Source organism: Vibrio satsumensis (assembly GCF_050337435.1).
Taxonomy (GTDB): Bacteria; Pseudomonadota; Gammaproteobacteria; order Enterobacterales; family Vibrionaceae; genus Vibrio; species Vibrio satsumensis.
On record NZ_JAKJSX010000013.1, the window covers coordinates 103,800 to 128,296 of the forward strand.

Sequence of the window (24,497 nt, forward strand, 5' to 3'; positions counted from 1 at the left end):
TGGAGCAGCAATGACTCAAGAAAATCAAAGCACTTTGCACCCAGAACTTGTTTTAGGTGATGTGCTGCCTTCTTACAACGATAATAATAATTCCAACCACTTATACGTTTCATTATCCGAACTGGTAATGGACCGTGTCTTCTACCACCCAAGTATTGAAAGTCATCTAGATACACTTACTGATATCGAAAAAACGTCTTTAAATGCGATCCTTGGTGATAAAACAGTTGATGAGCATTTTGTTTCGACCTTGGTGATTGCGATTCAAGCTGCCGTTCAGCCAAATCACACTTCTGTTCGTATCGCATTAAGCAGTGCAGACAGCTATGGTTTCCGTTCACTGCTAGGCGGCAATTGTGAAGCTGAAGAGATTAACCCAGCGCTCGGTATTCGCGGCGTAGCTCGTTATGCGACACCAGAGTACAGCAAGGCTTTCGCTTTAGAGTGTCAGGTCATTAAAACGTTGCGAGAGCAGGGTATTAACGTTGAAGTGGTTGTACCGTATGTACGAGCATTAAGCGATGCTGCTAAGATTATCGATCTGCTTGCCGAGCAAGGCCTACCACGTGGTCTGAACGGTTTGAAAGTACTGTTCTCGTGCGATGTGCCGTCTGCAGTGCTACTAAGCGAAAGATTACTGCATTACTTCGATGGTGTTGTGGTAAACATTGATAGCTTAGCGTCTTTCACTTTAGGTGTAGACAAGCATAATGAAGCTCAGCAACATGCTTTTGATCCTCAAAATGAGGCGGTTATTACCTTGTTGGATATGATTGTTAAAGCGACACTGCACGCGAAGAAACCAGTACTGCTAGTGACCCAAGGCTTAGTGGATTACCCACGCCTACAAGGTTACATTGCCGATCTTGAAGGTGTAGAAACGGTCGTGACTGCATAAAATAGATTGTTGTTTTAATCAATCAACGTGCTGTATCAGTTTGTTTGAAGCGAAAAAGCTTTGAGAATGAAAGAGATATCATTATGCGATGATATCTCTTTTTTGTAACATTTTTTTGACATTTACATCGCTAACCGATTAACTGGCCTGATGACTTAATTGATTAGGCAATCCGAATGTTGACCCCCCTACAAAAAGCAAATTTCTACTTGAGTATGTTTGGCTTTTTTAAAGTGCCTCTGATCTGGTTATGCAGACCAAAATTGCTCGCATTGGATAACCAGCATGTTGAGGTCAAAATCCCTCTTAAAAGACGAACGAAGAATCACCTTAATAGTATGTACTTTGGCGTATTGGCTGTGGGTGCTGATGTGGCGGGTGGTTTTCTTGCGATGAGCAAATCTCAGCAGCAAGGTGAAAAGATATCGTTGGCATTTAAAGAGGTGACGGGCAACTTCTTAAAGCGTCCAGAAGGCGATGTGCATTTCACTTGTAACGATGGTGAGTTGATCAACACCATGCTGGCAGAAACCATGTCTACAGGGGAGCGTGTAAACCAACCTGTAACCATTATTGCGACTTGCCCATCTTTGCATGGTGACGAGCCAATGGCCGAGTTCACGCTAACGCTTTCGATTAAGAAAGTCCCGTCTAGGAAATAGTTTGGAAATAGATGGTCCTTTTGAATAAGTGGAGAGCGGTATGTGAATTGAATACGCACATACCGTAACAAGATTAAGATTCTTGAGTGATTTGCTCGATGTCCACGATCTTTGAACGGTTCATTACGATTTTCCAACGGTAATAGGTCGGTTCGTTATCGTGATTGTTCTCTTTAATGATTAGGTTGAGCAAGTGACGCTTTTCTACGGATTCACGGCTAACTTGCCCTTCATTCAAGCGATACACCTTATTTGATCCCTTATCCATCAAACGGGTCAGCGCTCTGAGACTGATAGATAGTGTTTCACGAGTCTCTTCATAACCACTCATGAACGTCGACGTCGACATCTCCGTATGCGAACGGTAATGCAATATTTGCTCTTCGCGTTGAACGACACGCTTCTTACGTATCGATTGAATACGGTCTGCTAACTTGGAGAAATTCGCATAGTCCAACCATTCAAGCTTATGGCCGACAGACTTATTGGTCGTTGGGTCATAGTAACGACGCTTCCATTTCGGCTTGCCTTTACGCAGCCAGCGCCAAAGGATGTCTCTCAAGTCATCTTTGAAGATTTCACGCAACGCATAGATAAATGACATCGACACGATGAAAGAGGCCGTAATTTCGCCCAAGAAATCACGGGCCAAAATGACGGTTGTCGTCACCACCACCATAACTAAGCCAGTCGCGATACCTTTAACGGCACGTTTGACGTTTTTACCCATGGAGGTGGTCTTCTCCTTGAGTACGATAGGGTGTTCTATCAAACGTCGCAGTAGTCTCATCTTATTACTCAGACGGGTGACGTCTTCACGTACCTTAGCTGAGTTGTAGCGATTAAGTTTTCGATGGGCTGTCTCTTTTTCACAAAGCGTCAAGAGGCGCTCTTTTATCGTCGAGTATTCGCTGCCACGTGGCATATGTGATACCAAAGATAAGAACTTTTGCTCCGTATACCAAGAAAGGTAATTATCGATATTGGCATAATAGCGCTTTAGGTTTTCTTCATAAGGAATACTACGACGAAGCTTCTTCAAGATGTCTAACGCAAGCTCAATGACTTCATCAACCTCATCAGCTGTTACGTCGTCACTATCAGTTTTATTCAAGCTGTTTACTGCTTTATCTAAAGCAATAACATATTGGTAGGCGAACAAACTCAAACTGACACGATACTGTGTTGTCGATAAGCGTCCACGTTTTGCCAAGCGGCTATGTACTAGTGGTAATAGTGTCTTGTCACTATAGTAAGCGCGCTTTTGAGTAATTGAGCTGTAGAAGAAGGCACTTTCAGAAAGTACTTCAGGAGTCAGTCCGAGTTCACCGGGAATGAATAGATAAACGTCCATGTCGAGCTTTTTGGTCTTCGCCATCGCATGGTTAATTTTAAGTGTTATCGCATCTTGTTTGTCAACGGTGATCAACGATGTCTCCTAGAATGTAAAAATATGAATGAAACTAGCGAAAGCATATCAGAGATCACGTATAATCTCCGCCAAATTTAAAGTAGAGACAATCTTGATGATTAATATTGGTCAAATAAACAACTTAGAAGTAGTAAAACAAGCAGACTTCGGTGTATTCCTTGACGCTAGCGACTATGGAACCGTGTTGCTGCCGAAACGATTTACTCCTGAAGGTGTTGAAATTGGTCAAAAGCTAGATGTGTTCTTATACATTGATTCTGATAACCAGATCGCTGCAACCACTGAAACCCCAATTGCCCAAGTAGGCCAGTTTGGCTTGATGACAGTTGAAGGTGTTAACAGTACGGGTGCATTCATGAGCTGGGGCGTGAAAGGTAAAGACCTTCTTGTTCCTTTCAGCGAGCAGCGCGGTCGTTTAAACGAAGGCCAGTCAATCTTAGTCTATGTGTATATCGATAAAGCATCGAGCCGCATTGTAGGTACAACAAAGTTCAACAAATGGTTAGACAACACACCTGCGACTTATAAGCAAAATGAACAAGTAGATCTTATAATCGCTGAACGTAGCCAATTGGGTTACAAAGCGATTGTGAACGGTGAACACTGGGGTATGATTTTCCCGTCAGACATTATCGGTAAGCTGTTCATTGGTAAAACGCTAAAAGGCTACATTAAAAACGTTCGTGAAGAAGACGGTAAGATTGACTTGTCCCTTCAGAAGATTGGTGTAGCTAAAATGGATGACCTGAGCACAAAGGTTCTTGACCTACTTGAAAAGAAAGGCGGTTACTTGCCTCTGAATGATAAGTCTTCTCCTGAGGTTATTTTCTCTGCATTCAGAACCAGCAAGGGTACTTTCAAGAAGACGATAGGTGGTTTGTACAAATCTGGTAAGATCACTATCGACAAAGAAGGTATCAGCTTAGTTAAATAAGCTAACCTGTCGGTCAAAAAAAAAGCCCAAACCTTCCTGTTTGGGCTTAGGGGAAAGGGCTCCGAAGAGCCTACGCTAATTGTTTTAATCTCTGGACCATTGATAGAAGTCTAGTTTAAATTCTCCAATAAGCGATTTTTGTTTTTTAAAATAGCGACTTGAATTGATATTTGTATAATTAAGTGTTGATTTTTCAGTGCTTCCCTTGAAATGAACTAGCCGACAAGAATAGAAAAAGCCCAAACAATGAATGTTGTTTGGGCTTTTTGTTTTTCTCAGTACACTGTGAGCTTTAATCGAACGACTAGAAAAGGTTTTTGTCGCGTACTAGCTCTCTTGGTAAGCCGTTCTTCACTCGGTTACCTACCCATTTACCAAGGCCGATGATTGCGCCGTTGTATTTTACTAGCACTTCGCCTTTGCCTGACAAGCCTTCTGGGCGAACGTCTCGGCCCATGAACCATTCTCGAGCATCTTCGATGCTGAGGTCTACGATGTTAGCTTCATTACCTGTCGCGAGTGTTGTCGCGACTTGGTGCTGCCATCGGTAACCTTTTTTATGGGTTTCCGCGATCTTAATTCCCATGCGAGAGAAACGGAGTTCACCGATCATCGGCTCTAGCGCTTCTGGGAATAGCCAAACGTCTTTATCTCGAATCCAAACTTGAGTATCACTTGGCAATTCGATATCGAGAGTACTCATTAGTTGTTCAGCGACTTCTTGCTGAGTTTTCTTTGATGCTTTCTCAAATGGGAATTTACCCATACGCTTTTTAACTTCTGGTGGAGTAACTGACGCTAATTTACGGATACGTGCAACGAAGAAACCTTCTGAGTCATACACCTGTGGGAAAATGTGTAGAAAGCCTTCTTCTGTTGTGGTTGCTTTCGCATTGTCGAACAGTGATTCAAGGGATTCGAATTCTACCGCATCACCAAAGGTTTCTTTTAGGTGATGGCACACTTGTTGGTTCTCTTCAGTACTTAACGTACATGTTGAGTAAACCAAAATACCATTAGGTTTAAGAGCATGAAACGCGCTTTCAATCAGATCTTTTTGAGTGTCAGCAATATCGACTACAGATTGATAAGTCCAGTTCTTCATCGCATCAGCGTCTTTACGAATGGTACCTTCGCCAGAGCAGGGCGCGTCTAGCAGCACAGCATCAAACTGTTCTGATAACCAACCACCGAAAACTCGACCGTCAAAGTTACTTAGAGCGGCATTACGAACACCACAACGTTCGATGTTAGCGTGAAGGACTTTCACACGGCTTGCTGCGTATTCATTGGCAACCAATACACCGCGATTATTCATTAGCGCAGCGATTTGAGTGGTTTTAGAGCCTGGTGCAGCCGCAGTGTCTAACACCGCTTGGTAATCAGCTTCACCTTGGAAAAGTGCCGAAGGTGGCATCATCGAGCTGGCTTCTTGGATGTAGAAAAGACCAGACATGTGTTCTGCCGTATTACCTAGTGGCGCTTCACTCTCATCAGCTGTAATCCAAAAGCCCGTTTCGCACCAAGGTACAGGTTCCAGTTCCCAGCCTTTCTCTTTTGCTCGTAGAAGGAAGTCTTCAACACTGATTTTCAATGTGTTGACTCGAATACTTTTACGAAGTGGTTTTTGGCATGAAGCGACAAAAGAAGCCATATCTAGATGACTAGGCATGATTGCTTCGATGTGCGTTAGGAATTCTTCTGGAATATATACGTTAGCGTGCAAAAGAGTATCTCGATTTATTGCATTAATGCGGTGAGTTTAAAGCAAAATGAGGCCGTCCTAAACCATATTTATAGCAAACAACAAAAATGCAGCCTAATGGCTGCATTTTGATGAAGAATTAATCTTCCTGAAACGTGTGGGAATTCACTCTATGGGCGAGGAATCGCGGTTCTCCATGATTTCCACTCATCTTCGGCTTGAGGATAGAGATAGAAAGACTGATCTTCGCTTGCGACTGGTTGAAGTTCATTCGTCGGTGGGGTTGAGAATGTAATCCCACCTCTTAATAAGCTGTCTACCGTTCCGGCTTTGATGTTTGCGCCTGACAGACCAATAGAGACATCGACGCCCGACACGTTCCAGAACACAGTGTTTGCGCGAATTAGATACGCGTAATCAGGTTCTATTTGAATCGTAGATATAATGCGGTCGGCAAACTCGCCTAGCTGAACATCGATAACACTGCCGATTTCAAGTTCGCGGAATAGGATAGGTGTGCCTTCTGATACCGAGCCTCGCGTTTCGCTTTGTAGCTGGAATATTTTGCCTTCAGGCTGCACTGGTCCCTTGCTAAGCTCAAATTTCGTGTTTCTTTCACCTTTGCCCGGATCTACGTTGATGTGTTTAGAGAGGAGCGCAGAGACGTTTTTGATGCCGTTAAGGCCAATCTCAGGTTCTGCCAACCAGAAGTGACTGTTCGCCACGGCAATCTTGTCGACGTACTCAGGTAAAATACGCGCAGTAATCTCAATACCGCCTTTGTTGAAGTTCGGAATCACCAAAGTAACCTCACCAACAGTGACACCTTGATATTTGATCGCCATACCCTTGCTGACTTCTTGATCGCCAGAAGAGGTGATAGTAATCGCGCGGCCAAATTTTCGAGCGGATTTCGAATCTTTATAAAGCTTCCACACATCACCAAGTTTGTTGTCGATTCCCGGCAGAGAGTCAAAAGCAATACCGCCTTGGATAAGAGTTTTAACTGGCGCCGCTTTAATACTGATACCCGATAGTGACGCATCAACCTCAACGCCTGAACGGTTCCAGAAAACGGTATGCTTATTGAGCAAGTGCGTATAACGATTTTCGATCGTGACTTTGATTCTTACACCACCGTCTGCAAGCTGAAAATCAGAAATACTACCCACTTGTAGGTTGCGATAGAGTAGTGGGCTGCCTTTAGAAATTGAAGGTAACTCACTGGCAAACAACGAAAGCGTCTTTGAGCCGGACTGATTAAACTTAGCGATTTCTGCTAACGATTTACTTTGGAAAAGTTGGTAGTCCGTTCGAGCTTCAGATTTACCTTCACTTACAAAGCTAATCGAGCCAGTCAGAAGCTGTTTTGCTGGTGGAACAGTAACACTCAAACCTGATTCGGTAAGCTCCGCGGTCGCACTGCCTGTCACGAAGAAACGGTTGTGACTTTTGATAAGGTGCGCGTACTCGTTGTCGATAAGCGCATCCATGAACACTTCGTGCTTATCAGAGCCAGTGCCAACACCATCGACTAAGCCCACTTGGATGATAGAGCCAACAGCAATACCTTTGTAGAGCAGTTGTGTACCGATATCCAGTCCGAACGAATTGTTTGAGGTTAAGCGAATCGCAACGGATTTCTCTTGTTCCTGACTGAATTCGTTCTTACGGATCGCAGTAAATCGACGGGCTTTTTCACCTTTGCCCGGTACCAAGGTTAAAAAGTTACCTGTCACTAAGTTTGCAATGTTTTTCATGCCAGTAAGCGATAGTTCAGCTTCTTCTAGAACGAATTTACTGCCGCTATTTAAAAAGTCACTGAATGCAGGCTGGATAGCAGCGGATGCGACCACGTTTTCACGTCCTTCGCTTAAAGATAAGTCGGTGATTTGACCGATTTCAATGCCGCGATACATGATCGGAGCGCCCGTTGCACTGATCTTGTTATCATCGGGAACAGCGATCTTGATAGAGATACCACGACCTGCTGTTTTCAAATCTGGGTAAAGTTTGAATTTGGTGTTCATCTCGACAGGCTGACCTTCTCCCGGAGAGTCGACCGCAATTGAACCGCCAAGTAGCGCACTGAGGCTTTCTAAGCGCACGTCAACACCTGAAAATCCAATACTGGCACCTAAGCCACTTACATTCCAAAAACGGCTTTGATCGGTAATGATATGGCTGTATTCATCTTTAATTGACGCTTGAATGGTTACGGATTTAGCGTTGTCGTTTAGCTGGTAGTTGTAAACCTCACCAATGGGGATTTTACGATAAACGATTTGAGAGCCAACAGACACACCACCTAGATCTTTGGTCGTCAATGAGATGTTTAGACCTTCAGAAGCCAGCAAATCAGAAGGGGACGACTCTAAAGCCTGAAAAACGGTTTCTGGCTCTTCTTTAGTTTCGCTAGGATGTATAGCGATATAGTTACCTGAAACAAGTGCATCTAACCCAGAGATACCAGACAAACTGGCCGTTGGCTTTACGAGCCAAAAACGTGTGCCTTTTGATAGTAGTTTCTTCGCTTCTGGGTAGATGTCAGCATCGACATAGATGCTCGATAGATCTTTGGATAAGGTGATGTCGCGCACCATACCCACCTCTAAGCCTTGGTAACGAATCGTTGTTCGACCTGCGACTAAACCTGCGGCATCTGAAAAGTATATCTGCACACGTTGGCCTGCATCGTGGATCGATTTCATGACCAACCAACCGGCTAATGCGACGGTTAATATCGGCAGAATCCACAAAGGTGAGATGCCTTTGTTTTTCCTTACTTCTGGTGAATATGATGTTTGTGATTGGTTATCGTTGTTCATTCACTGACTCATCTTTAGAGGTGTAGTTATCCCAAATTAGCCTAGGATCTAAGCTTTCCGCTGCTAGCATCGTGAGAACAACCACGACGCCAAAAGCGACTGCACCATAGCCTGGTGTAAAGTTTAAAATTTGTCCGCGGTCGACCAAGGTCATCATGATCGAAATAACGAATAGATCCATAACCGACCATTTTCCCACCCATTTCACGATGAAATAGATGGTCATACGTTGTCTGTGGTAAATCGTACGCTTCATCTTGATACAGATTAAGATGTACGCGAGGCCCAGTATTTTCGCGACGGGAACGACGATACTGGCAATGAAAATGATCGCTGCAATGCCATACATATCGCTATTTATTAGCGACGCGACACCGGAAATTATTGTGTCTTCTAGCCTTTGTCCGTTGGTGATAAGGATAGAAATCGGAATGACGTTGGCTGGCACAATAGCCACTGATGCGGCAAACAACAGTGCCCATGTCTTCTGTATAGAGTAGGGCTTGCGGTGGTATAAGTCATGGTGACAACGCACGCAAGTATGCCCATCCGGTTGAGATAGGTGGCAGTTGTGACAGTGTACGTTCTTACTTTCAGTAAATGAGTAGTCAGATTCTTTTGTCCAAGCTTCCCAGTAGCGACGCACGCTGATGCGGCTTACCAACAATACACTGAAAAGCTGCAGAAGAATGAGGCCAACCAATCCAGGGCCGACAAAAATATCTGAGTAATCTTGCAGTTTGAAACATGAGACCGCCAAACTTACCAGAAACACATCCAACATCATCCAATGTTTTAATGTCTGGATGATGGCTAACGCATACCTAAATGGTGTAAAAAATTTGAAGCGCAATGATAAATGGGTAATGAGTACCGATGTACACACGAGCAACGGAGCGATCGAACTGCAGAACAGGATCAGTAAGCCAAGCAGAGGGAAGCCTTCACCCATTAAAGTAAAGACGCCGGATGGTAATGTAGCAGGTATCATGACACCAATCAGGCGAATACTGATGAATTCAAAAAAGTGCGAGGGGATAAACAGCAATAAGCAGGTAATCGCAATTGCTAGGTTTCCAGAGAGGCTAGGGGTCCCGCCTCTATAAAGCTGAGTACCACACCTTGGACAGTAAGCAGATTTCCCCAAAGGGATGTCCATTTTATCTACGGGAAGCTCGCAGCCCTGACAAAGACGCACTGAGCTGCTATCGCATTGATGCTTCGTTGATAAAGGGGGGGTAACGGATGGGGAGGTCACGCGACCTCCCAAGTTGAAACGTTAGTCAGACTCGATGCCCGACTTAAAGACTCAGAACTATAAACATCAGGCGTGCGATTGCACACTGCCGTAGAGTGTTTGATAAAGTCCTTGTTGTTCAACCAATTCACCATGTGTTCCCGTCTGTGTGACTTGCCCATCTTCTAAAACATAGATTAGATCGGCTTGTTTCACCGCTGATAATCGATGAGCCACTATCAAAGTTGTGCGATCTTTCAAAAACTCGCTCAGAGCTTTATGCAGTGCCGACTCTGTTGCAGTGTCGAGTGCAGATGTCGCTTCATCAAGAATAACAAACTTAGGATTGCTCAGCACCATGCGGGCTATTGCTAGACGTTGTCGTTGACCGCCAGACAGTCGAACTCCGTTCCTACCAATTTGTGTATCCAATCCATTACTCAGTTGCTTAATAACATCTTGCATTTGAGAGACTTCAAGCGCACGCCATAACGACATTTCATCGTATTCAGCGCCAAGGGTCAGATTATGCCTTAATGTATCGTTAAAGAGTATAGGTTGTTGTAAAACAACGGCAATTTCATTGCGGATAATATCAAAGCTGATGTCATCAGTTTTTTCGCCGTTATAGCGTATACAACCTGAATCGGCTTGATAAACCCCAATCAGCAATTGGATTAATGTGGATTTACCGCCACCACTCGCACCCACTAAAGCGACCTTTTTACCAGCAGGGATGTGCAGTGATAGGCTATTTAAAACAGTGTTTTCTAATGTGTAAGAGAATGTAACGTTTTCGATGTCTACCGTCACTTCTTGGTTTTCATTGAAAGGGTTTACCTTGCTTACTGGGCGATGCTCTTCTTCTAACTTCAGAAGATCATTGATTCGTTGTAGTGCCGCCTTCGCGCTATACCAAGAGAATTGAATCCCTAGCAGCTCTTGAACTGGGCCTAACATAAACCATAAGTAACCGAATACCGCAAAGATCTGACCGATGGTCAAGTCACTGAATAGCACCATTAACATCGCGACAGCTCGGAAAAGTTCAAAGCCTAATAGAAAGAGCAGAAACGAAACACGCCCAGCAGCTTCAGATTGCCATGCATATTTGTCGGCATCGATTCTTACTTGGTTCGCTTGAACCTTCAATTCATCTAGGAAGATACGTTCTTTGTTGGCTGCACGTAGCTGATAAATACCATCTAAGGTTTCAACCAAGCGGTTTTGAAAACGTTCGAAAGATTGGTTCTCGTACTTTTTAAGGTGCTTAACCTTGCTGCCTAGTTTACGGGAGAAATAAATCACAACAGGATTGACCAGTAAAATGAACAACCCTAATCGCCATTCTAACCACAATAACACGATCGCGGTGCCAAACACGGTTAAGAAGCTGATGAGGAACTTAGACAAAGTCGAGCCAATGAACTTATCTATCGTCTCTATGTCTGTTATCAGGTGGGCGTTGATACCACCGCTGCCTTTGGTTTCGTACTGTCTAATACTAATGCGGCCAAGCTTATCTATCATCTTGCTTCGCATTTGATAGGTAATTGTTTTTGAGACGAGTGTAAATTGACGCCCTTGCAGAATGTTTAACGCTTGGCTAACGGTGCGCATGATAATCACTAACAGCAAAGTTAGTGCTATATAGCCAGTCGGTGTTTGTAACGATGATGGAAGTAGGTGGTTCATCATCTCTAAGCCTGAAGCTGGCTTATCAAGTAATACTTCATCAACCATTAATGGCATGAGCAACGGGATAGGGACACTAATGAGAGTTGCAAATATGGCAATAATGTTAGCAAACAGTAATTTGGACTTGTGTTTTTTTACTTGAGTTATTAACCAAGAACGGCTAATAGTGTCTTTTGAATTGTTCATTGTAATGAGAATAAGTCCTATTTAGTTTGATGGCCGCATTCTACTGCGTTCTCTTGATAATGGAAGTCTCAATTTAATTGGAAGTTAATATGAAAATAGAACATTACCAACGCTTAACCAAACAAGCCGTTGCATTAATTGAATCAGAAACCGATCTAACTGCTAATCTTGCTAATATCAGTTCATTATTATTCATGGAATTGGATGAACTGAATTGGGCGGGTTTCTATTTAATGAAGCAGGACCAAGCTAAGGAAAAATACGAACTTGTACTGGGTCCTTTCCAAGGTCAACCTGCTTGTGTACGAATTCCGGTAGGGCGTGGTGTGTGTGGAACTGCGGTTGCGACGAATACAGTTCAGCGCATTCATGATGTTCATGAGTTCGAAGGTCACATCGCATGTGACGCTGCAAGTAACTCAGAAATCGTCATTCCGTTCTCGATTGGCGGAAAAATCGCTGGCGTTCTTGATATCGATAGCCCAAATATTGGTCGTTTTTCTCAAATTGACGAGGACGGATTAACATTTTTCATGGCAGAAGTGGAAAAGCTGCTTAATTCGCACGCGAACAAGGCATAAATTATTCTCTTACTGTGGTTTTTCCCAAGCATCTCTCTATAATACGTAAAAATATTTTCTTAATGCTCGCGGAAAACCGCAAAAACCAGGAACCCACATGGAAAACACTGAAAAGTTAAAAAACAGCAAAGAAGTTATCGCATATATTGCTGAATGTTTCCCTAAATGCTTTACTCTAGAAGGTGAAGCGAAGCCACTTAAAATTGGTATTTTTCAAGATCTTGCTGAACGTCTAAACGAAGACGAAAAAGTAAGTAAGACTCAGCTTCGTGCAGCGTTAAGACAGTACACATCATCATGGCGTTACCTGCACGGCGTAAAAGCTGGCGCAGAACGTGTTGACCTAGACGGCAACGCGTGTGGCACACTAGAAGAAGAGCACGTTGAACACGCTAAAGCGACACTTGCAGAAAGCAAAGCGAAAGTTCAGGCTCGTCGTAAAGAACAAGCACAAAAAGCTCGTGAAGAAGGCAAAGCGAAACCTAAGGCGAAGAAAGCTCAACAGCCTCGTCGTCAAGCGCCTAAAGCACCAAAAGTAGAAAAGCCTGTAGAAACACGCGCTTTGAACGCTGACGAATTTATCGCTGGCAAAGAAGTAAATGTGAACATGGGTAAAGGAAACATGGCTGCGACCATTGTTGAAATCAATAAGGAAGATGTGCGTGTTCAGTTAGCAAACGGCCTACAAATGGTTGTTAAAGCGGAGCACTTGCGCGCTTAAAGGAGATACTCCTACGCATGAAATGCCGTTCAAAATTGACACTGATTGCTGCTAGCTTTTGGCTAGCAGCTTCAGCTCAGGCTCTCGAAGCCAAATTAGATCAGGACGATTTACCTCTACTCGCTCCTGAGGTCCAACACGAAACTGCTAGTAAACGTGTTACTTCTCGATTTACTCGTTCTCACTATAAGCACTTCAATCTCAACGATGATTTTTCTCAAGCTATCTTTAATCGTTACTTAGAGATGCTAGATTATAATCGTAATATCTTCACTCAAGCTGATATTGACTCTTTCGCTGCGTCTTCTACACAAATTGATGATCAGCTGAAATCGGGCAATAACCAGATTGCATTCGATGTTTATAATTTGTCTATGCAGAAGCGTTTTGAACGTTTTCAATATGCATTGTCTTTGCTAGATACAGAGATTAAGTTTGATACCGATGAAAGTATTGAGCTCAATCGTAGCGAAGCGGAATGGCCAAAAGATATCGCTGAAGTGAATGAGCTTTGGAGAAAACGCGTTAAATACGATGCGTTGAATCTAAAACTTACTGGTAAAGAGTGGCCAGAGATTCAAGAAGTTTTGGAAAAGCGTTACAACAATGCGATGAAGCGTATTACGCAATCGCACAACGAAGATGCTTTCCAGATCTACATGAACGCATTTGCGCGTGAAGTTGATCCGCATACCAGTTACCTTTCTCCAAGAAATGCAGAGCAATTCCAATCTGAGATGAACCTATCTCTAGAAGGTATTGGTGCTGTACTTCAGATGACAGACGACTACACCGTTATTCGATCTTTAGTTGCTGGTGGCCCTGCGTCAAATAGCAAACAGCTGAGCGATGGCGACCGTATTGTTGGTGTTGGTCAAGATGGTGAAGAGATTGTTGATGTTATCGGCTGGCGTTTAGACGATGTAGTGCAATTAATTAAAGGACCGAAAGGGACCAAAGTTAAGCTACAGATCTTGCCAGACGGTAAAGATGCAAAAAGTCACGTTGTCACAATTGTACGCGATAAGATTCGTTTAGAAGACCGCGCTGTTAAGTCAGAAGTTATCGAGAAAGATGGCAAGAAGATTGGTGTACTAGAAGTACCAAGTTTCTATGTTGGCCTTTCTAAAGATACCGATAAACTGATTACCGAACTTAAAGAGCAAGGTGTTGAAGGTATTATTGTTGATCTGCGAAACAACGGTGGTGGTGCACTAACGGAAGCAACCGAACTCTCTGGTTTGTTTATCAAAGAGGGGCCTGTTGTTCAAGTTCGTGATAGCTACGGTCGTGTCAAAGTGAACAGCGATACTGATGGTGAAATCAGTTACCAAGGTCCTTTAACGGTATTGGTGAATCGCTACAGTGCTTCGGCATCTGAGATCTTTGCAGCAGCGATGCAGGATTACGGTCGTGCAATCATCCTAGGTGAGAACTCTTTCGGTAAAGGTACGGTACAACAGCATCGTTCTTTGAATCATATTTATGATTTGTTCGACAAAGAGTTGGGCTACGTTCAATACACAATCCAAAAATTCTACCGAATCAATGGTGGTAGTACGCAAAACAAAGGTGTAGTGCCTGATATTGCTTACCCAACACCAATTGACCCGGCAGATACCGGAGAAAGTGTTGAAGATAATGCTCTACCTTGGGACAGCATTGATAAAGCAAATTACTCAGTGTTACAGCGTAACGACGAGCAAATTGCTGCTTTAACGGCTCAACACCAAGCTCGTATTGCGACAGATATGGAATTTGGCTTTATCGCGCAAGATATTGAAAAATATAAGGCAGATAAAGACGATAATGACCTTTCTTTGAATGAAAAGGTACGTCAGCAAGAGAGCGATGATGCGGATGTACTTCGTCTAGATCGTATCAATCAACGTCAAAAAGCTGCTAAGTTAGAGGCGTTTAAAACGTTGGATGATATTCCTAAAGACTATGAAGCCCCGGATGCTTATCTTGATGAGTCTGTTGCTATCATGCTGGATATGATCAAGAAATAGAGCAAATGCCTGTTAAAGGTAATTGTTTAAAGACGCGAAATTTAAAAAGCGAGCCTAGGCTCGCTTTTTTTGTGCCTATGATTTGAAAGGAATATTTGATTATTTTGATTGAGATTGTCGCAAAGTACTTTAAATATTGAGGGGGATTTAGCTCTATTTTGCGGTCAATAATGACAGATAAGTTACTTTGCATTTGAAATTTAGTGACTTGGATCAAATTTTTTCGCTTTCTATTCATTACGTGCCTAAGCTTAAAGAAAATGAGGGGGCGCGTATGAAATGGATTCTACTATTTTTATCTTGTTTAAGTTTTGTGGCTTTCGGCAGTGAAGTAGCTCCGAGCAACCAACAATCAAAAAGTGATAGTAATCTATCTCATTTTGATCTACCTCTGTTGCTTGGCGATTGGTATTTGATGAATCCAGATCCTGAGCAAGGCACTGAAAACTTTAGAGCAATTAAGCTGACTCTTGATTCAAACTACTCATTTTCAATTGATATTCAAAAGAAAGACTACAGTGTGGATCATTGGGAAGGTTTGTATAACGCTAATGAAGACACGATTATTTTAGGTTTGAATACTTCTGAACCGCAGGTTTATGCGTACAGCAGTAACCACAATATGCTAAATCTTAACGGTGTTATGTTCACCAAAGCCTTGCCAAACGCATTAGCGGGGATCTGGTCAAGCGCCGAGCTTTCCGGAAGTGATTTACGTGCGAGTAATATTCAAAAAATGGATTTGGTTCTTCAACCAGACTTTATATTCATGTTCCGAGTTTCCGATGAAGAAGGTGGTGAAGTCATTCGCCGCGGTGTGTACTACACCGAAGGCGACCAGCTAGTGTTACTTTATGAGAATGGTGAACATGGTACTCGTTACACACTGAACAGCGATGTGTTAACACTGCAAGGTGAAGAGGGAGACATGTTTGCGGTGCTCAATCGCATCCGATAATCGTGAGTTTTAGCAGTTAAGTCGTACTCGTTGATAATATTGTGCACAGTTCATTTCTTAGGCGTTCCTGTCTGATTTGATTGATAAAATAGCAAAACATGGAGGCATTTTCTTACAATGCCTCCTTTTTTTAATATTCCCCTTGTTTTATTGGCGATCAACCTTTAGATATAGACAGTTAAAAAATAATTACGCATAACGATCAAAAGGAACCCGTCATGGCACATACACCTCAAGCCAAGTATCGTAAAGATTATCAATCACCATCTCACACTATTTCTGAAATCGATCTTACTTTCGATTTGTACGATTCAGCATCCATCATTACGGCTGTGTCTAGTGTTAAGCAAGAGAAAGATAGCTCGACCTTAGTACTTGATGGTGAAGGCTTGAAGTTGGTTTCTGTTTTGGTAGAAGGTAAAGCGTGGACTCAGTATGAGCAGTCTGAAACTCAACTGACACTGAACGATTTACCAAAAGAATTCACATTAATGATCGTTACCGAAGTTAATCCTGAAGGGAACAGCGCACTTGAAGGATTGTACAAATCAGGTGGTGCTTTCTGTACTCAATGTGAAGCGGAAGGTTTCCGTCGTATTACTTACTACATGGATCGCCCAGACGTACTGGCGAAATTCACCACAACGGTAATCGCAGACAAAGCAGAGAACCCGTTCTTATTAAGTAATGGTAACCGTGTAGATGAAGGCGAAGTTGAAAATGGTCGTCACTGGGTGAAGTGGCAAGATCCACATCCAAAACCAGCGTACCTGTTTGCACTAGTAGCCGGTGATTTCGATGTACTTCGTGATGCTTACACTACGCAATCAGGCCGCAAGGTTGACCTAGAAATCTTTGTCGACAAAGGCAACTTAGACAGAGCTAACCACGCGATGGTTTCTTTGATTAACTCAATGAAGTGGGATGAAGAGCGTTTCAACTTAGAATACGACTTAGACATCTACATGATCGTAGCCGTTGATTTCTTTAATATGGGCGCGATGGAAAACAAAGGTCTGAACGTATTCAACTCGAAATTTGTTCTAGCGAATGACCAAACTGCAACGGATACAGACTACCTAGGTATCGAAGCGGTAATCGGTCACGAATATTTCCACAACTGGACCGGCAACCGAGTGACTTGCCGCGATTGGTTCCAACTAAGCTTGAAAGAAGGCTTAACGGTATTCCGTGACCAAGAGTTTTCTTCGGATCTTGGTTCTCGTGCAGTAAACCGTATCAACAACGTACGTATTATCCGCGGTCCACAATTCGCAGAAGATGCGAGCCCAATGTCACATCCAATTCGTCCAGAAAAAGTGATAGAAATGAATAACTTCTACACTTTGACAGTGTACGAAAAGGGCAGTGAAGTGATCCGTATGATCCACACATTGTTGGGCGAAGATGGTTTCCAAAAAGGTATGAAGCTGTACTTCGAACGTCACGATGGTACGGCAGCAACATGTGAAGATTTCGTGGCAGCAATGGAAGATGCATCGGGTGTTGATCTGTCTCAGTTCCGTTTATGGTACAGCCAGTCTGGTACGCCAACGCTGTCTGTTGAAAGTCATTACGATGCAGATAAGAAACAATACACGTTAACAACTCGTCAAGTAACGGCACCAACACATGAGCAAGCTGAAAAACAAGCCCTGCATATTCCTCTAGACATCGAACTGTACACAGCGACAGGTGATGTGATTGAGTTACAATGTAACGGCAAGCCTGTTCACAATGTATTAGATGTGAAAGAAGCTGAACAGACTTTTGTGTTCGAGAACGTAAGCGAGAAACCAGTGCCATCATTGCTGCGTGAATTCTCTGCACCAGTAAAACTTGAATACGACTATTCAGATGACGAGCTGATCTTCTTAATGGTGAATGCACGCAATGAGTTCTCTCGTTGGGATGCAGGTCAAATGCTATTGGCTAAGTACATCCGCAGCAATGTTGAAAAAGTTCAACAAGGCGAAGCGTTTGCACTTTCTGATTCTGTTGTTGATGCTTTCCGTGGCGTACTACTGAGTGATTCGCTAGAACCTGCCTTTATCGCAGAGATGCTTTCATTGCCAAGCCACAACGAAGTATCAGGTTGGTATGAGCGTGTTGATATTGATGCGGTTGCATCTGTGTTGAATTCAATGAAGGTAACACTGGCTACAAAACTTGAAGACGAGCTGGCTGCGGTTTATCACAGCAATGCACTAGCGGAATACACAATCGATCACGATTCGATTGGTAAGCGCACTTTGCGTAAAGTTTGTCTGAGTTACTTAGCACATACAGAGCAGGGTAACGATTTGGTTGTTGCAATGTACCAGCAGGCAAATAACATGACAGATACAATGGCAGCGATGGGCGCGGCAAACAGCGCACAACTGGCATGTCGTGAAACTTTGATGGCTGATTACAGCGACAAGTGGAAACACGACGGCCTTGTTATGGATAAGTGGTTTGCATTGCAAGGTACAAACCCAAGTTCAAACGCACTTGAAGTGATCAAAGCGTCGATGTCGCACCAAGCGTTCAGTTTGAAGAACCCGAACCGTACCCGTAACTTGGTCGGTTCATTCTTAAACATGAACCCGGTTCAGTTTCACGACAAGTCAGGTCAAGGCTATGAGTTTGCAGGAGAAATCTTGCGTGAACTGAACAGCAGCAACCCGCAAGTGGCTTCACGTCTGATTGACCCGTTACTTAAGTTCCGTAAGTACGATGATGAACGCCAAGCTCTTATCAAAAAAGAACTAGAGACGTTAAAGAACATGGACAACCTAGCAAAAGACTTGTTTGAGAAAGTAACGAAAGCACTAGAAGCTTAAGTTTTGCCTTCTCAAGGTTAACGGTTTACTTATAAGCTGTTTACTTATAAAGAAAAGTCATCAGTGGTAGAGAATATCTGCCACTGATTTTTTGTTTCTGGTTCATCGAATTTTCGATAAGCTAGAGCAGTTTCAAGCTCAGTTTCACAGTCAGACATCGTTAAGTGCCAAAAAACACCGGCACTGTATATTTATACAGGTATCGTATGAATCGCTATATTTTCCAACTTAACATCTCATATCAGCAGTTTTTGGCCAGCTATTCTGGTGCGGCAAGTAAAGTTCAAGTGATAACAACAACAGGTTTACGTTTGCAGTTACCTGCAACTCGATTCAGACCATTTCTTACACAAATAGGGGTTAGAGGGCAGTTTAGGCTGACAACTGACCAAAAAAATAAGTTTATTAAGTTGGAAGCTCTGTAAACCTTGGCGTGCCTAGTGAGTTAAAAGGAATCTTAATCACATAATCAAACATTTCACCTCTTACCACCTCCAAAACAATTAACTATTTTTCAATAATGCTTTTACAATAAATGAATGCATTACCTTTGCTTAACTCGTTAGTAGAAAAGCGCTCAGCGGCACGTTTCAAACACTAGCTTAAGTGATCCCCCTAATAATAAAATATAATTCTAATTGTGGAGTGTGACTATGACCGCACGTGAAACTGTGGTTCCAGTTTTACTTGAAAAAGTTTACAAGCTGATTCAAGACAAACTTGACCTTGCTCATCGACCTCTCGTAACTCAACTTGCTCAACACTTGTTTAGTAACGTTTCTCACGACGATCTAACTCAGAGAAACGAATCCGATTTATATGGTGCTGTAGTTAGCTTATGGCATCACATCAATGAAAAGAAAGCCGACGAAATCTCTGTACGCGTTTTCAACCCGACGGTAAGTCGTCAAGGTTGGCAGTCTACTCATACTATCGTTGAGATAGTCGTTCCAGACAGTCCGTTCCTTGTTGATTCTGTAAAAATGGCACTTACTCGCCTAGACCTTTCTTCTCACCTTATGCTTCATAACCCAACACAAATCTCTCGCTCAGATAAGGGCAGTGTTGTCGGTGTTAGCAATAACGAAGGTGCATTCCAATCGCTTTTCCATATCGAAGTAGACCGTCTTAGCAGTAAAGCTGAAATGACAGCTCTTAAAACGGAGCTACTGGATATCTTTACCGATACTAGCTTAGTTGTGAACGATTGGTTGAAGATGGTTGAAAGACTTGAAGAAGTAACCAATCAAGTAGAAAAGCAGAAAGAGAGCATTCCTGTAGATGGCCAACGTTTTGATGAAACGTTGGCGTTTCTTCGTTGGTTAGGTGAACACAACTTTACATTCATGGGTTATAAGGAATATGACCTAGTTTCAGTTAACGGCGACACTGAACTGCAACCGACCAAGGAGCAAGGTCTTGGTTTGTTTGCGAATTCAGATCGTGTACGCAACGTTAAGTTGTCTGAGTTTTCTGATTCGGCACGCCTTGAAGCGAAAAAGCCTTATGTACTTATTGTAACCAAGGGCAACACGGCTTCACGCATTCACCGCCCAGCTTACAACGATTACATCGGTATTAAGAAGTTCGATAAGAACGGTAAGGTCATTGGTGAGCACCGCTTTACTGGTCTTTACACGTCTGCTGTTTATAACCAAACCGTTGAAACGATTCCTCTTGTTCGTGAGAAAGTAGACCGAATCTTAGACGCGAGTGGTTACCGTGAGGGTTCATACTCTTACAAAGCACTGCACAACATTCTTGAAAACTACCCACGTGATGAACTGCTTCAAGCTCGAGAAGAAGAGTTACTTGAAGTGGGTACTGGCGTAGTACAAATGCAAGATCGCGATCTTCTGCGTCTGTTCGTTCGCAAAGACCCGTTTGGCCGTTTCTTTAGCTGCATGGTTTACGTAACAAAAGATCGTTACAACACTGAGCTTCGTCGCCAAACACAACGCATCTTGAAGCAGTACTTTGGTTGTGAAGAAGAGGTTGAATTCACAACTTACTTCTCTGAAAGCCCACTGGCGAGAACGCACTATATTGTTCGTGTTGATAACAACAACATGGATGTGGACGTGAAAACAATTGAGCAAAATTTAATGGAAGTATCGTCTACGTGGGATGACCGCCTGTCTGAATCAATCATTGCAAACTTCGGTGAGAGCAAAGGGCTTCCATTGTCGAAAGAGTACATGCGTGCATTCCCACGTTCGTACAAAGAAGACATGATGCCAGGTTCTGCAGTTGCGGATATTGAACGTTTAGAAGCACTAAGTGAAGACAATAAATTGGGTATGCTTTTCTACCGTCCTCAAGAAGAGGCGGCAGATTCAAAAGCAGTTCGCTTGAAGTTGTTCTACCACAGCGATGAGCCAATTCACCTTTCTGATGTTATGCCAATGCTTGAAAACTTTGGCCTACGCGTTATTGGTGAATCACCTTATGAAGTGCGTAAAACTAATGGTGTGACATATTGGATCCTTGATTTCTCGATGTTGCACAAGAGCGATAAGACTATCGATCTTCGCGAAGCGCGCGATCTTTTCCAACAAGCGTTCGCAGCAATTTGGGCGGGTGAGTTAGACAGCGATGGTTTCAACCGTTTGGTACTTGGCGCTGGTCTTTCTGGCCGTGAAATCTCAATTTTACGTGCTTATGCTCGTTACATGCGTCAAGTGGGTTTCCCATTCAGCCAACAATACATTGAAGACACATTGTCTCATTACCCAGAGTTAGCAAAAGGGCTAGTGAGCTTATTCGGCAAGCGTTTCGATCCTAAACTGAAGGGCAGCGTGAAAGGCCAACAAGATCTTATTAAGAAGATCACTGAACAGTTGGATCATGTAGAGAGCTTGGATGATGATCGTATCATTCGTCGCTACATGGAAATGATCACTGCAACGCTTCGTACTAACTACTACCAAGTAGATGAGAACAAGCAGTCTAAACCTTGGTTGGCTCTGAAAATGAGACCAAGCGAGATTCCAGATATCCCTGCGCCGGTTCCTGCGTTTGAAATCTTCGTTTACGCACCAGATATTGAGGGTGTTCATCTACGTGGCGGTAAAGTAGCACGCGGTGGTTTACGTTGGTCAGACCGTCAAGAGGACTTCCGTACTGAGATTCTGGGTCTAGTTAAAGCGCAACAAGTTAAGAACACGGTTATCGTTCCGGTTGGTGCTAAAGGTGGTTTTGTTTGTAAGCGTCAACACACTATGTCTGGCCGAGATGAGATCTTTGCTGAAGGTCAACGTTGTTACAAGCGCTTCATCCGTGCCTTACTAGACGTATCAGACAACATCATTGAAGGTGAGGTTATCCCACCTAAGAGTGTTGTTCGTCACGATGAAGATGACCCGTACTTGGTTGTAGCTGCCGATAAAGGTACCGCGACATTCTCAGATCTAGCGAACTCGGTAGCTGAAGAGTACAACTTCTGGTTAGGTGACGCGTTTGCCTCTGGTGGTTCTAACGGTTACGACCATAAAGCTATGGGTATCACGGCGAAAGGTGGTTGGGAATCTGTTAAACGTCACTTCCGTGAAATGGGCATCAACTGTCAAAGCACAGACTTTACTGCAATTGGTGTCGGTGATATGGCGGGCGACGTATTTGGTAACGGTATGCTGCTATCTAAGCATATTCGCTTACAAGCTGCGTTTAACCACATGCATATCTTCATTGACCCGAATCCAGAGTCGGCATCAAGCTGGGTAGAGCGTGACCGTCTGTTTAATCTGCCTCGTTCAAGCTGGGAAGATTACAATAAAGAGCTGATTTCTCAAGGTGGTGGCATCTTCTCTCGTCGAGCGAAGTCTATCTCTTTAACGCCTGAAATTCAGAAAATGCTTGGTACCAAGAAAGCATCAATGGCACCCAATGACTTGATCAAAGCGATCTTGTCTATGCAGGTTGATCTACTTTGGAATGGCGGTATCGGTACTTACGTTAAGTCTTCTAACGAGACTCATACTGATGTGGGTGACCGCGCAAATGACGTGCTACGTATTGATGGCCGTGACCTGAAAGCTAAGGTTGTTGGTGAAGGCGGTAACTTGGGTATGACTCAGTTGGGTCGTATTGAATACGCTCTAACGGGCGGTCGAGTTAATACTGACTTTGTTGATAACGTTGGTGGTGTAGATTGCTCGGATAACGAAGTTAACATTAAGATCTTCTTGAATGGCTTGGTGTCTAATGGTGATCTAACCGTTAAGCAACGTAACCAAGTTCTAGAATCTATGGAAGACGAAGTAGGCGAAATCGTACTAGACGACGCATACTGCCAAGCTGAATCTATCTCTGTTACTGAGCATCAAGGTGTTGGCTTAGTGAAAGAGCAAATCCGCTTTATCCACACAATGGAAAAAGCAGGACACTTAGACCGTGGTTTGGAATACATCCCAGATGACGAAACGCTGCTAGAGCGTGAGAAGCAAGGCCAAGCACTAACAAGACCTGAATTATCAGTATTGATCGCTTACGGTAAAATGGTTCTAAAAGAAGATCTTGTGAGTGATGATATTGCGAATGATGAGTTCCATGCTCAACAACTGATGCAATACTTCCCAACGGAGTTACGCCGTAACTATTCTCAACACATGGATAACCATCCACTTCGTGCAGAGATCATTGCGACTGCGCTTGCTAACCAAATGGTTAACGAGATGGGCTGTAACTTTGTGACTCGCTTGCAAGAAGAGACGGGCGCGAACATTGTCGATATTGCGAATGCTTACGCGGCATCACGTGAAATCTACGGCCTGGGTAAGGTATTGAAGAGCATCCGTGAACTGGACAACATCTCAAGTTCTGAAGCTCAATACGAATTGCTTTACCATGTACGCCGTACGCTTCGTCGTCTAGCACGTTGGTTACTAAGAAACCGTACCGGTAAACAGTCAGTGAATGCATTGATTGAGCTTTACCAAGGTGATGTAGTCGCGATTACTGAGAAGCTGGATGAAAACCTAGTAGCTTCAGAAGTAGAAGAGCATCAAGCAATGGCTCAACTATGGATTGACCAAGGTGTCAACGCTGAGCTGGCTAATTCCGTGGCTCGTTTGTCTAGCTTGTACTCAGCACTGGATATATCCACAGTGGCTCGTGAAACAGGTAAAACAGTACAACAAGCGTCTAAGCTTTACTTCAACCTCGGTGATCGTTTGTCACTGCACTGGTTCTTGAAGCAAATCAATGGCCAAGCAGTAGACAACAACTGGCAAGCACTGGCGCGTGCAGCATTCAGAGAAGATCTGGATTGGCAGCAACGTCAGTTAACTGGCCAAGTACTTAACTGTGGTTGTGCTTCAGACATTGATGTAATTAAAGCGCTTGATGACTGGATGGAAAGTAACTCTGTTTCCCTACATCGTTGGGAAAGCATCTTAAACGAATTCAAAGTGGGTTCGGTTCATGAGTTTGCTAAGTTCTCAGTAGCATTGCGTGAATTGATGCTGTTGAATCTAAACTGCATGTCAAAAGACTAGTCACTAGATAAAACGAAAAAAATAAGGGCAGGCCATAAGGTCTGCCTTTTTCGTTTCGGTAAAGTGGGATCCATTGGTCTAACGATTTTTGAAGGGGCAATCTCGACGCACACGTTGTTTGTTGTTAAGTGAGTTGCTTGTTGTTAAGTGAGTTGCTTGTTGTTAAGTGAGCTAATAACCTGAAGAAACGATAACGTTTGCTTAATAATGAACCGCATTCGTTAGCAAACTCGATTATCTTACCCTTACAGACAGTAATAGATTGAATAGTTGGGTAAATAAGTAAATAATATCGCCCCGTTTACACGGGGCTTTTTTCTATCGG

The 24,497-nt window shown here is 43.3% G+C and carries 15 protein-coding genes; 10 read left to right on the forward strand and 5 right to left on the reverse strand.

Features of this window, described 5'->3' with window-relative positions:
- The first annotated feature begins 10 nt into the window (after positions 1 to 10).
- Both L4C44_RS17440 and L4C44_RS17445 read left to right on the forward strand, forming a co-directional pair.
- Positions 11 to 898: a putative PEP-binding protein gene (locus L4C44_RS17440; RefSeq protein ID WP_146489711.1), complete on the forward strand. Its 888-nt coding sequence runs from the start codon at positions 11 to 13 to the stop codon at positions 896 to 898.
- Positions 899 to 1,074: 176 nt separating this feature from the next.
- Positions 1,075 to 1,560, forward strand: a complete 486-nt coding sequence (locus tag L4C44_RS17445) for a PaaI family thioesterase (protein ID WP_017082222.1) — start codon at positions 1,075 to 1,077, stop codon at positions 1,558 to 1,560.
- A gap of 73 nt (positions 1,561 to 1,633) precedes the next feature.
- On the opposite strand, the gene L4C44_RS17450 is transcribed toward L4C44_RS17445, so the two are convergent.
- A complete protein-coding gene (locus L4C44_RS17450; RefSeq protein ID WP_061017884.1) occupies positions 1,634 to 2,989 on the reverse strand; it encodes a hypothetical protein in 1,356 nt (451 codons plus the stop codon).
- 28 nt (positions 2,990 to 3,017) lie between these two features.
- Here L4C44_RS17450 and L4C44_RS17455 point away from each other — a divergent pair, with 28 nt between their 5' ends.
- On the forward strand, positions 3,018 to 3,926 hold the full coding sequence (locus L4C44_RS17455; RefSeq protein ID WP_186727996.1) for a CvfB family protein: 909 nt from the start codon (positions 3,018 to 3,020) through the stop codon (positions 3,924 to 3,926).
- 304 nt (positions 3,927 to 4,230) lie between these two features.
- Here the strand turns inward: L4C44_RS17455 and rsmF are convergent, their stop codons facing one another.
- From rsmF to L4C44_RS17475, 4 genes are all read right to left on the reverse strand, one after another.
- Positions 4,231 to 5,652, reverse strand: a complete 1,422-nt coding sequence (gene rsmF / locus L4C44_RS17460; RefSeq protein WP_428805479.1) for a 16S rRNA (cytosine(1407)-C(5))-methyltransferase RsmF — start codon at positions 5,650 to 5,652, stop codon at positions 4,231 to 4,233.
- A gap of 149 nt (positions 5,653 to 5,801) precedes the next feature.
- Complete coding sequence (locus tag L4C44_RS17465; protein WP_428805480.1) at positions 5,802 to 8,459, reverse strand: MlaD family protein; 2,658 nt, start codon at positions 8,457 to 8,459, stop codon at positions 5,802 to 5,804.
- Positions 8,446 to 9,729 (reverse strand): PqiA/YebS family transporter subunit, encoded by a 1,284-nt coding sequence (locus L4C44_RS17470; protein WP_372128287.1) that lies wholly within the window; start codon positions 9,727 to 9,729, stop codon positions 8,446 to 8,448. The genes L4C44_RS17465 and L4C44_RS17470 overlap by 14 nt, the downstream gene beginning before the upstream one ends.
- A 54-nt stretch (positions 9,730 to 9,783) precedes the next feature.
- The gene (locus tag L4C44_RS17475) at positions 9,784 to 11,580 is read right to left on the reverse strand and encodes an ABC transporter ATP-binding protein (RefSeq protein ID WP_136974298.1); all 1,797 of its coding nucleotides are present in this window, start codon (positions 11,578 to 11,580) and stop codon (positions 9,784 to 9,786) included.
- 89 nt (positions 11,581 to 11,669) lie between these two features.
- Here L4C44_RS17475 and L4C44_RS17480 point away from each other — a divergent pair, with 89 nt between their 5' ends.
- The 7 genes from L4C44_RS17480 (at position 11,670) to L4C44_RS17510 (ending at position 24,172) form a co-directional block, all read left to right on the forward strand.
- A complete protein-coding gene (locus tag L4C44_RS17480; protein WP_373947647.1) occupies positions 11,670 to 12,161 on the forward strand; it encodes a GAF domain-containing protein in 492 nt (163 codons plus the stop codon).
- Positions 12,162 to 12,258: 97 nt separating this feature from the next.
- On the forward strand, positions 12,259 to 12,882 hold the full coding sequence (proQ, locus tag L4C44_RS17485; protein ID WP_017057223.1) for an RNA chaperone ProQ: 624 nt from the start codon (positions 12,259 to 12,261) through the stop codon (positions 12,880 to 12,882).
- A 17-nt stretch (positions 12,883 to 12,899) separates the two neighbouring features.
- Entirely contained in the window at positions 12,900 to 14,894 is a 1,995-nt protein-coding gene (gene prc, locus L4C44_RS17490) for a carboxy terminal-processing peptidase (RefSeq protein WP_146489716.1), read from the forward strand.
- Positions 14,895 to 15,168: 274 nt separating this feature from the next.
- Positions 15,169 to 15,852 carry a hypothetical protein gene (locus tag L4C44_RS17495; protein WP_285955039.1) on the forward strand — a complete coding sequence of 228 codons (684 nt, stop codon included), beginning with the start codon at positions 15,169 to 15,171 and terminating at the stop codon, positions 15,850 to 15,852.
- 218 nt (positions 15,853 to 16,070) lie between these two features.
- Positions 16,071 to 18,677 carry an aminopeptidase N gene (gene pepN / locus L4C44_RS17500; RefSeq protein ID WP_428805481.1) on the forward strand — a complete coding sequence of 869 codons (2,607 nt, stop codon included), beginning with the start codon at positions 16,071 to 16,073 and terminating at the stop codon, positions 18,675 to 18,677.
- Between the two features lie 206 nt (positions 18,678 to 18,883).
- Positions 18,884 to 19,102: a DUF2835 domain-containing protein gene (locus L4C44_RS17505; protein ID WP_004733645.1), complete on the forward strand. Its 219-nt coding sequence runs from the start codon at positions 18,884 to 18,886 to the stop codon at positions 19,100 to 19,102.
- A gap of 228 nt (positions 19,103 to 19,330) precedes the next feature.
- The gene (locus L4C44_RS17510) at positions 19,331 to 24,172 is read left to right on the forward strand and encodes an NAD-glutamate dehydrogenase (RefSeq protein WP_428805482.1); all 4,842 of its coding nucleotides are present in this window, start codon (positions 19,331 to 19,333) and stop codon (positions 24,170 to 24,172) included.
- Positions 24,173 to 24,497 lie beyond the last annotated feature (325 nt).

Bases quoted from the DNA above. Each gene is read 5' to 3' on its own strand.
- pepN (WP_428805481.1), top strand. From the start codon at position 16,071: ATGGCACATACACCTCAAGCCAAGTATCGTAAAGATTATCAATCACCA.
- L4C44_RS17445 (WP_017082222.1), top strand. From the start codon at position 1,075: ATGTTGACCCCCCTACAAAAAGCAAATTTCTACTTGAGTATGTTTGGC.
- L4C44_RS17505 (WP_004733645.1), top strand. From the start codon at position 18,884: ATGAATCGCTATATTTTCCAACTTAACATCTCATATCAGCAGTTTTTG.
- prc (WP_146489716.1), top strand. From the start codon at position 12,900: ATGAAATGCCGTTCAAAATTGACACTGATTGCTGCTAGCTTTTGGCTA.
- L4C44_RS17440 (WP_146489711.1), top strand. From the start codon at position 11: ATGACTCAAGAAAATCAAAGCACTTTGCACCCAGAACTTGTTTTAGGT.
- L4C44_RS17480 (WP_373947647.1), top strand. From the start codon at position 11,670: ATGAAAATAGAACATTACCAACGCTTAACCAAACAAGCCGTTGCATTA.
- L4C44_RS17495 (WP_285955039.1), top strand. From the start codon at position 15,169: ATGAAATGGATTCTACTATTTTTATCTTGTTTAAGTTTTGTGGCTTTC.
- L4C44_RS17465 (WP_428805480.1), bottom strand. From the start codon at position 8,459: ATGAACAACGATAACCAATCACAAACATCATATTCACCAGAAGTAAGG.
- proQ (WP_017057223.1), top strand. From the start codon at position 12,259: ATGGAAAACACTGAAAAGTTAAAAAACAGCAAAGAAGTTATCGCATAT.
- L4C44_RS17455 (WP_186727996.1), top strand. From the start codon at position 3,018: ATGAAACTAGCGAAAGCATATCAGAGATCACGTATAATCTCCGCCAAA.
- L4C44_RS17510 (WP_428805482.1), top strand. From the start codon at position 19,331: ATGACCGCACGTGAAACTGTGGTTCCAGTTTTACTTGAAAAAGTTTAC.
- L4C44_RS17475 (WP_136974298.1), bottom strand. From the start codon at position 11,580: ATGAACAATTCAAAAGACACTATTAGCCGTTCTTGGTTAATAACTCAA.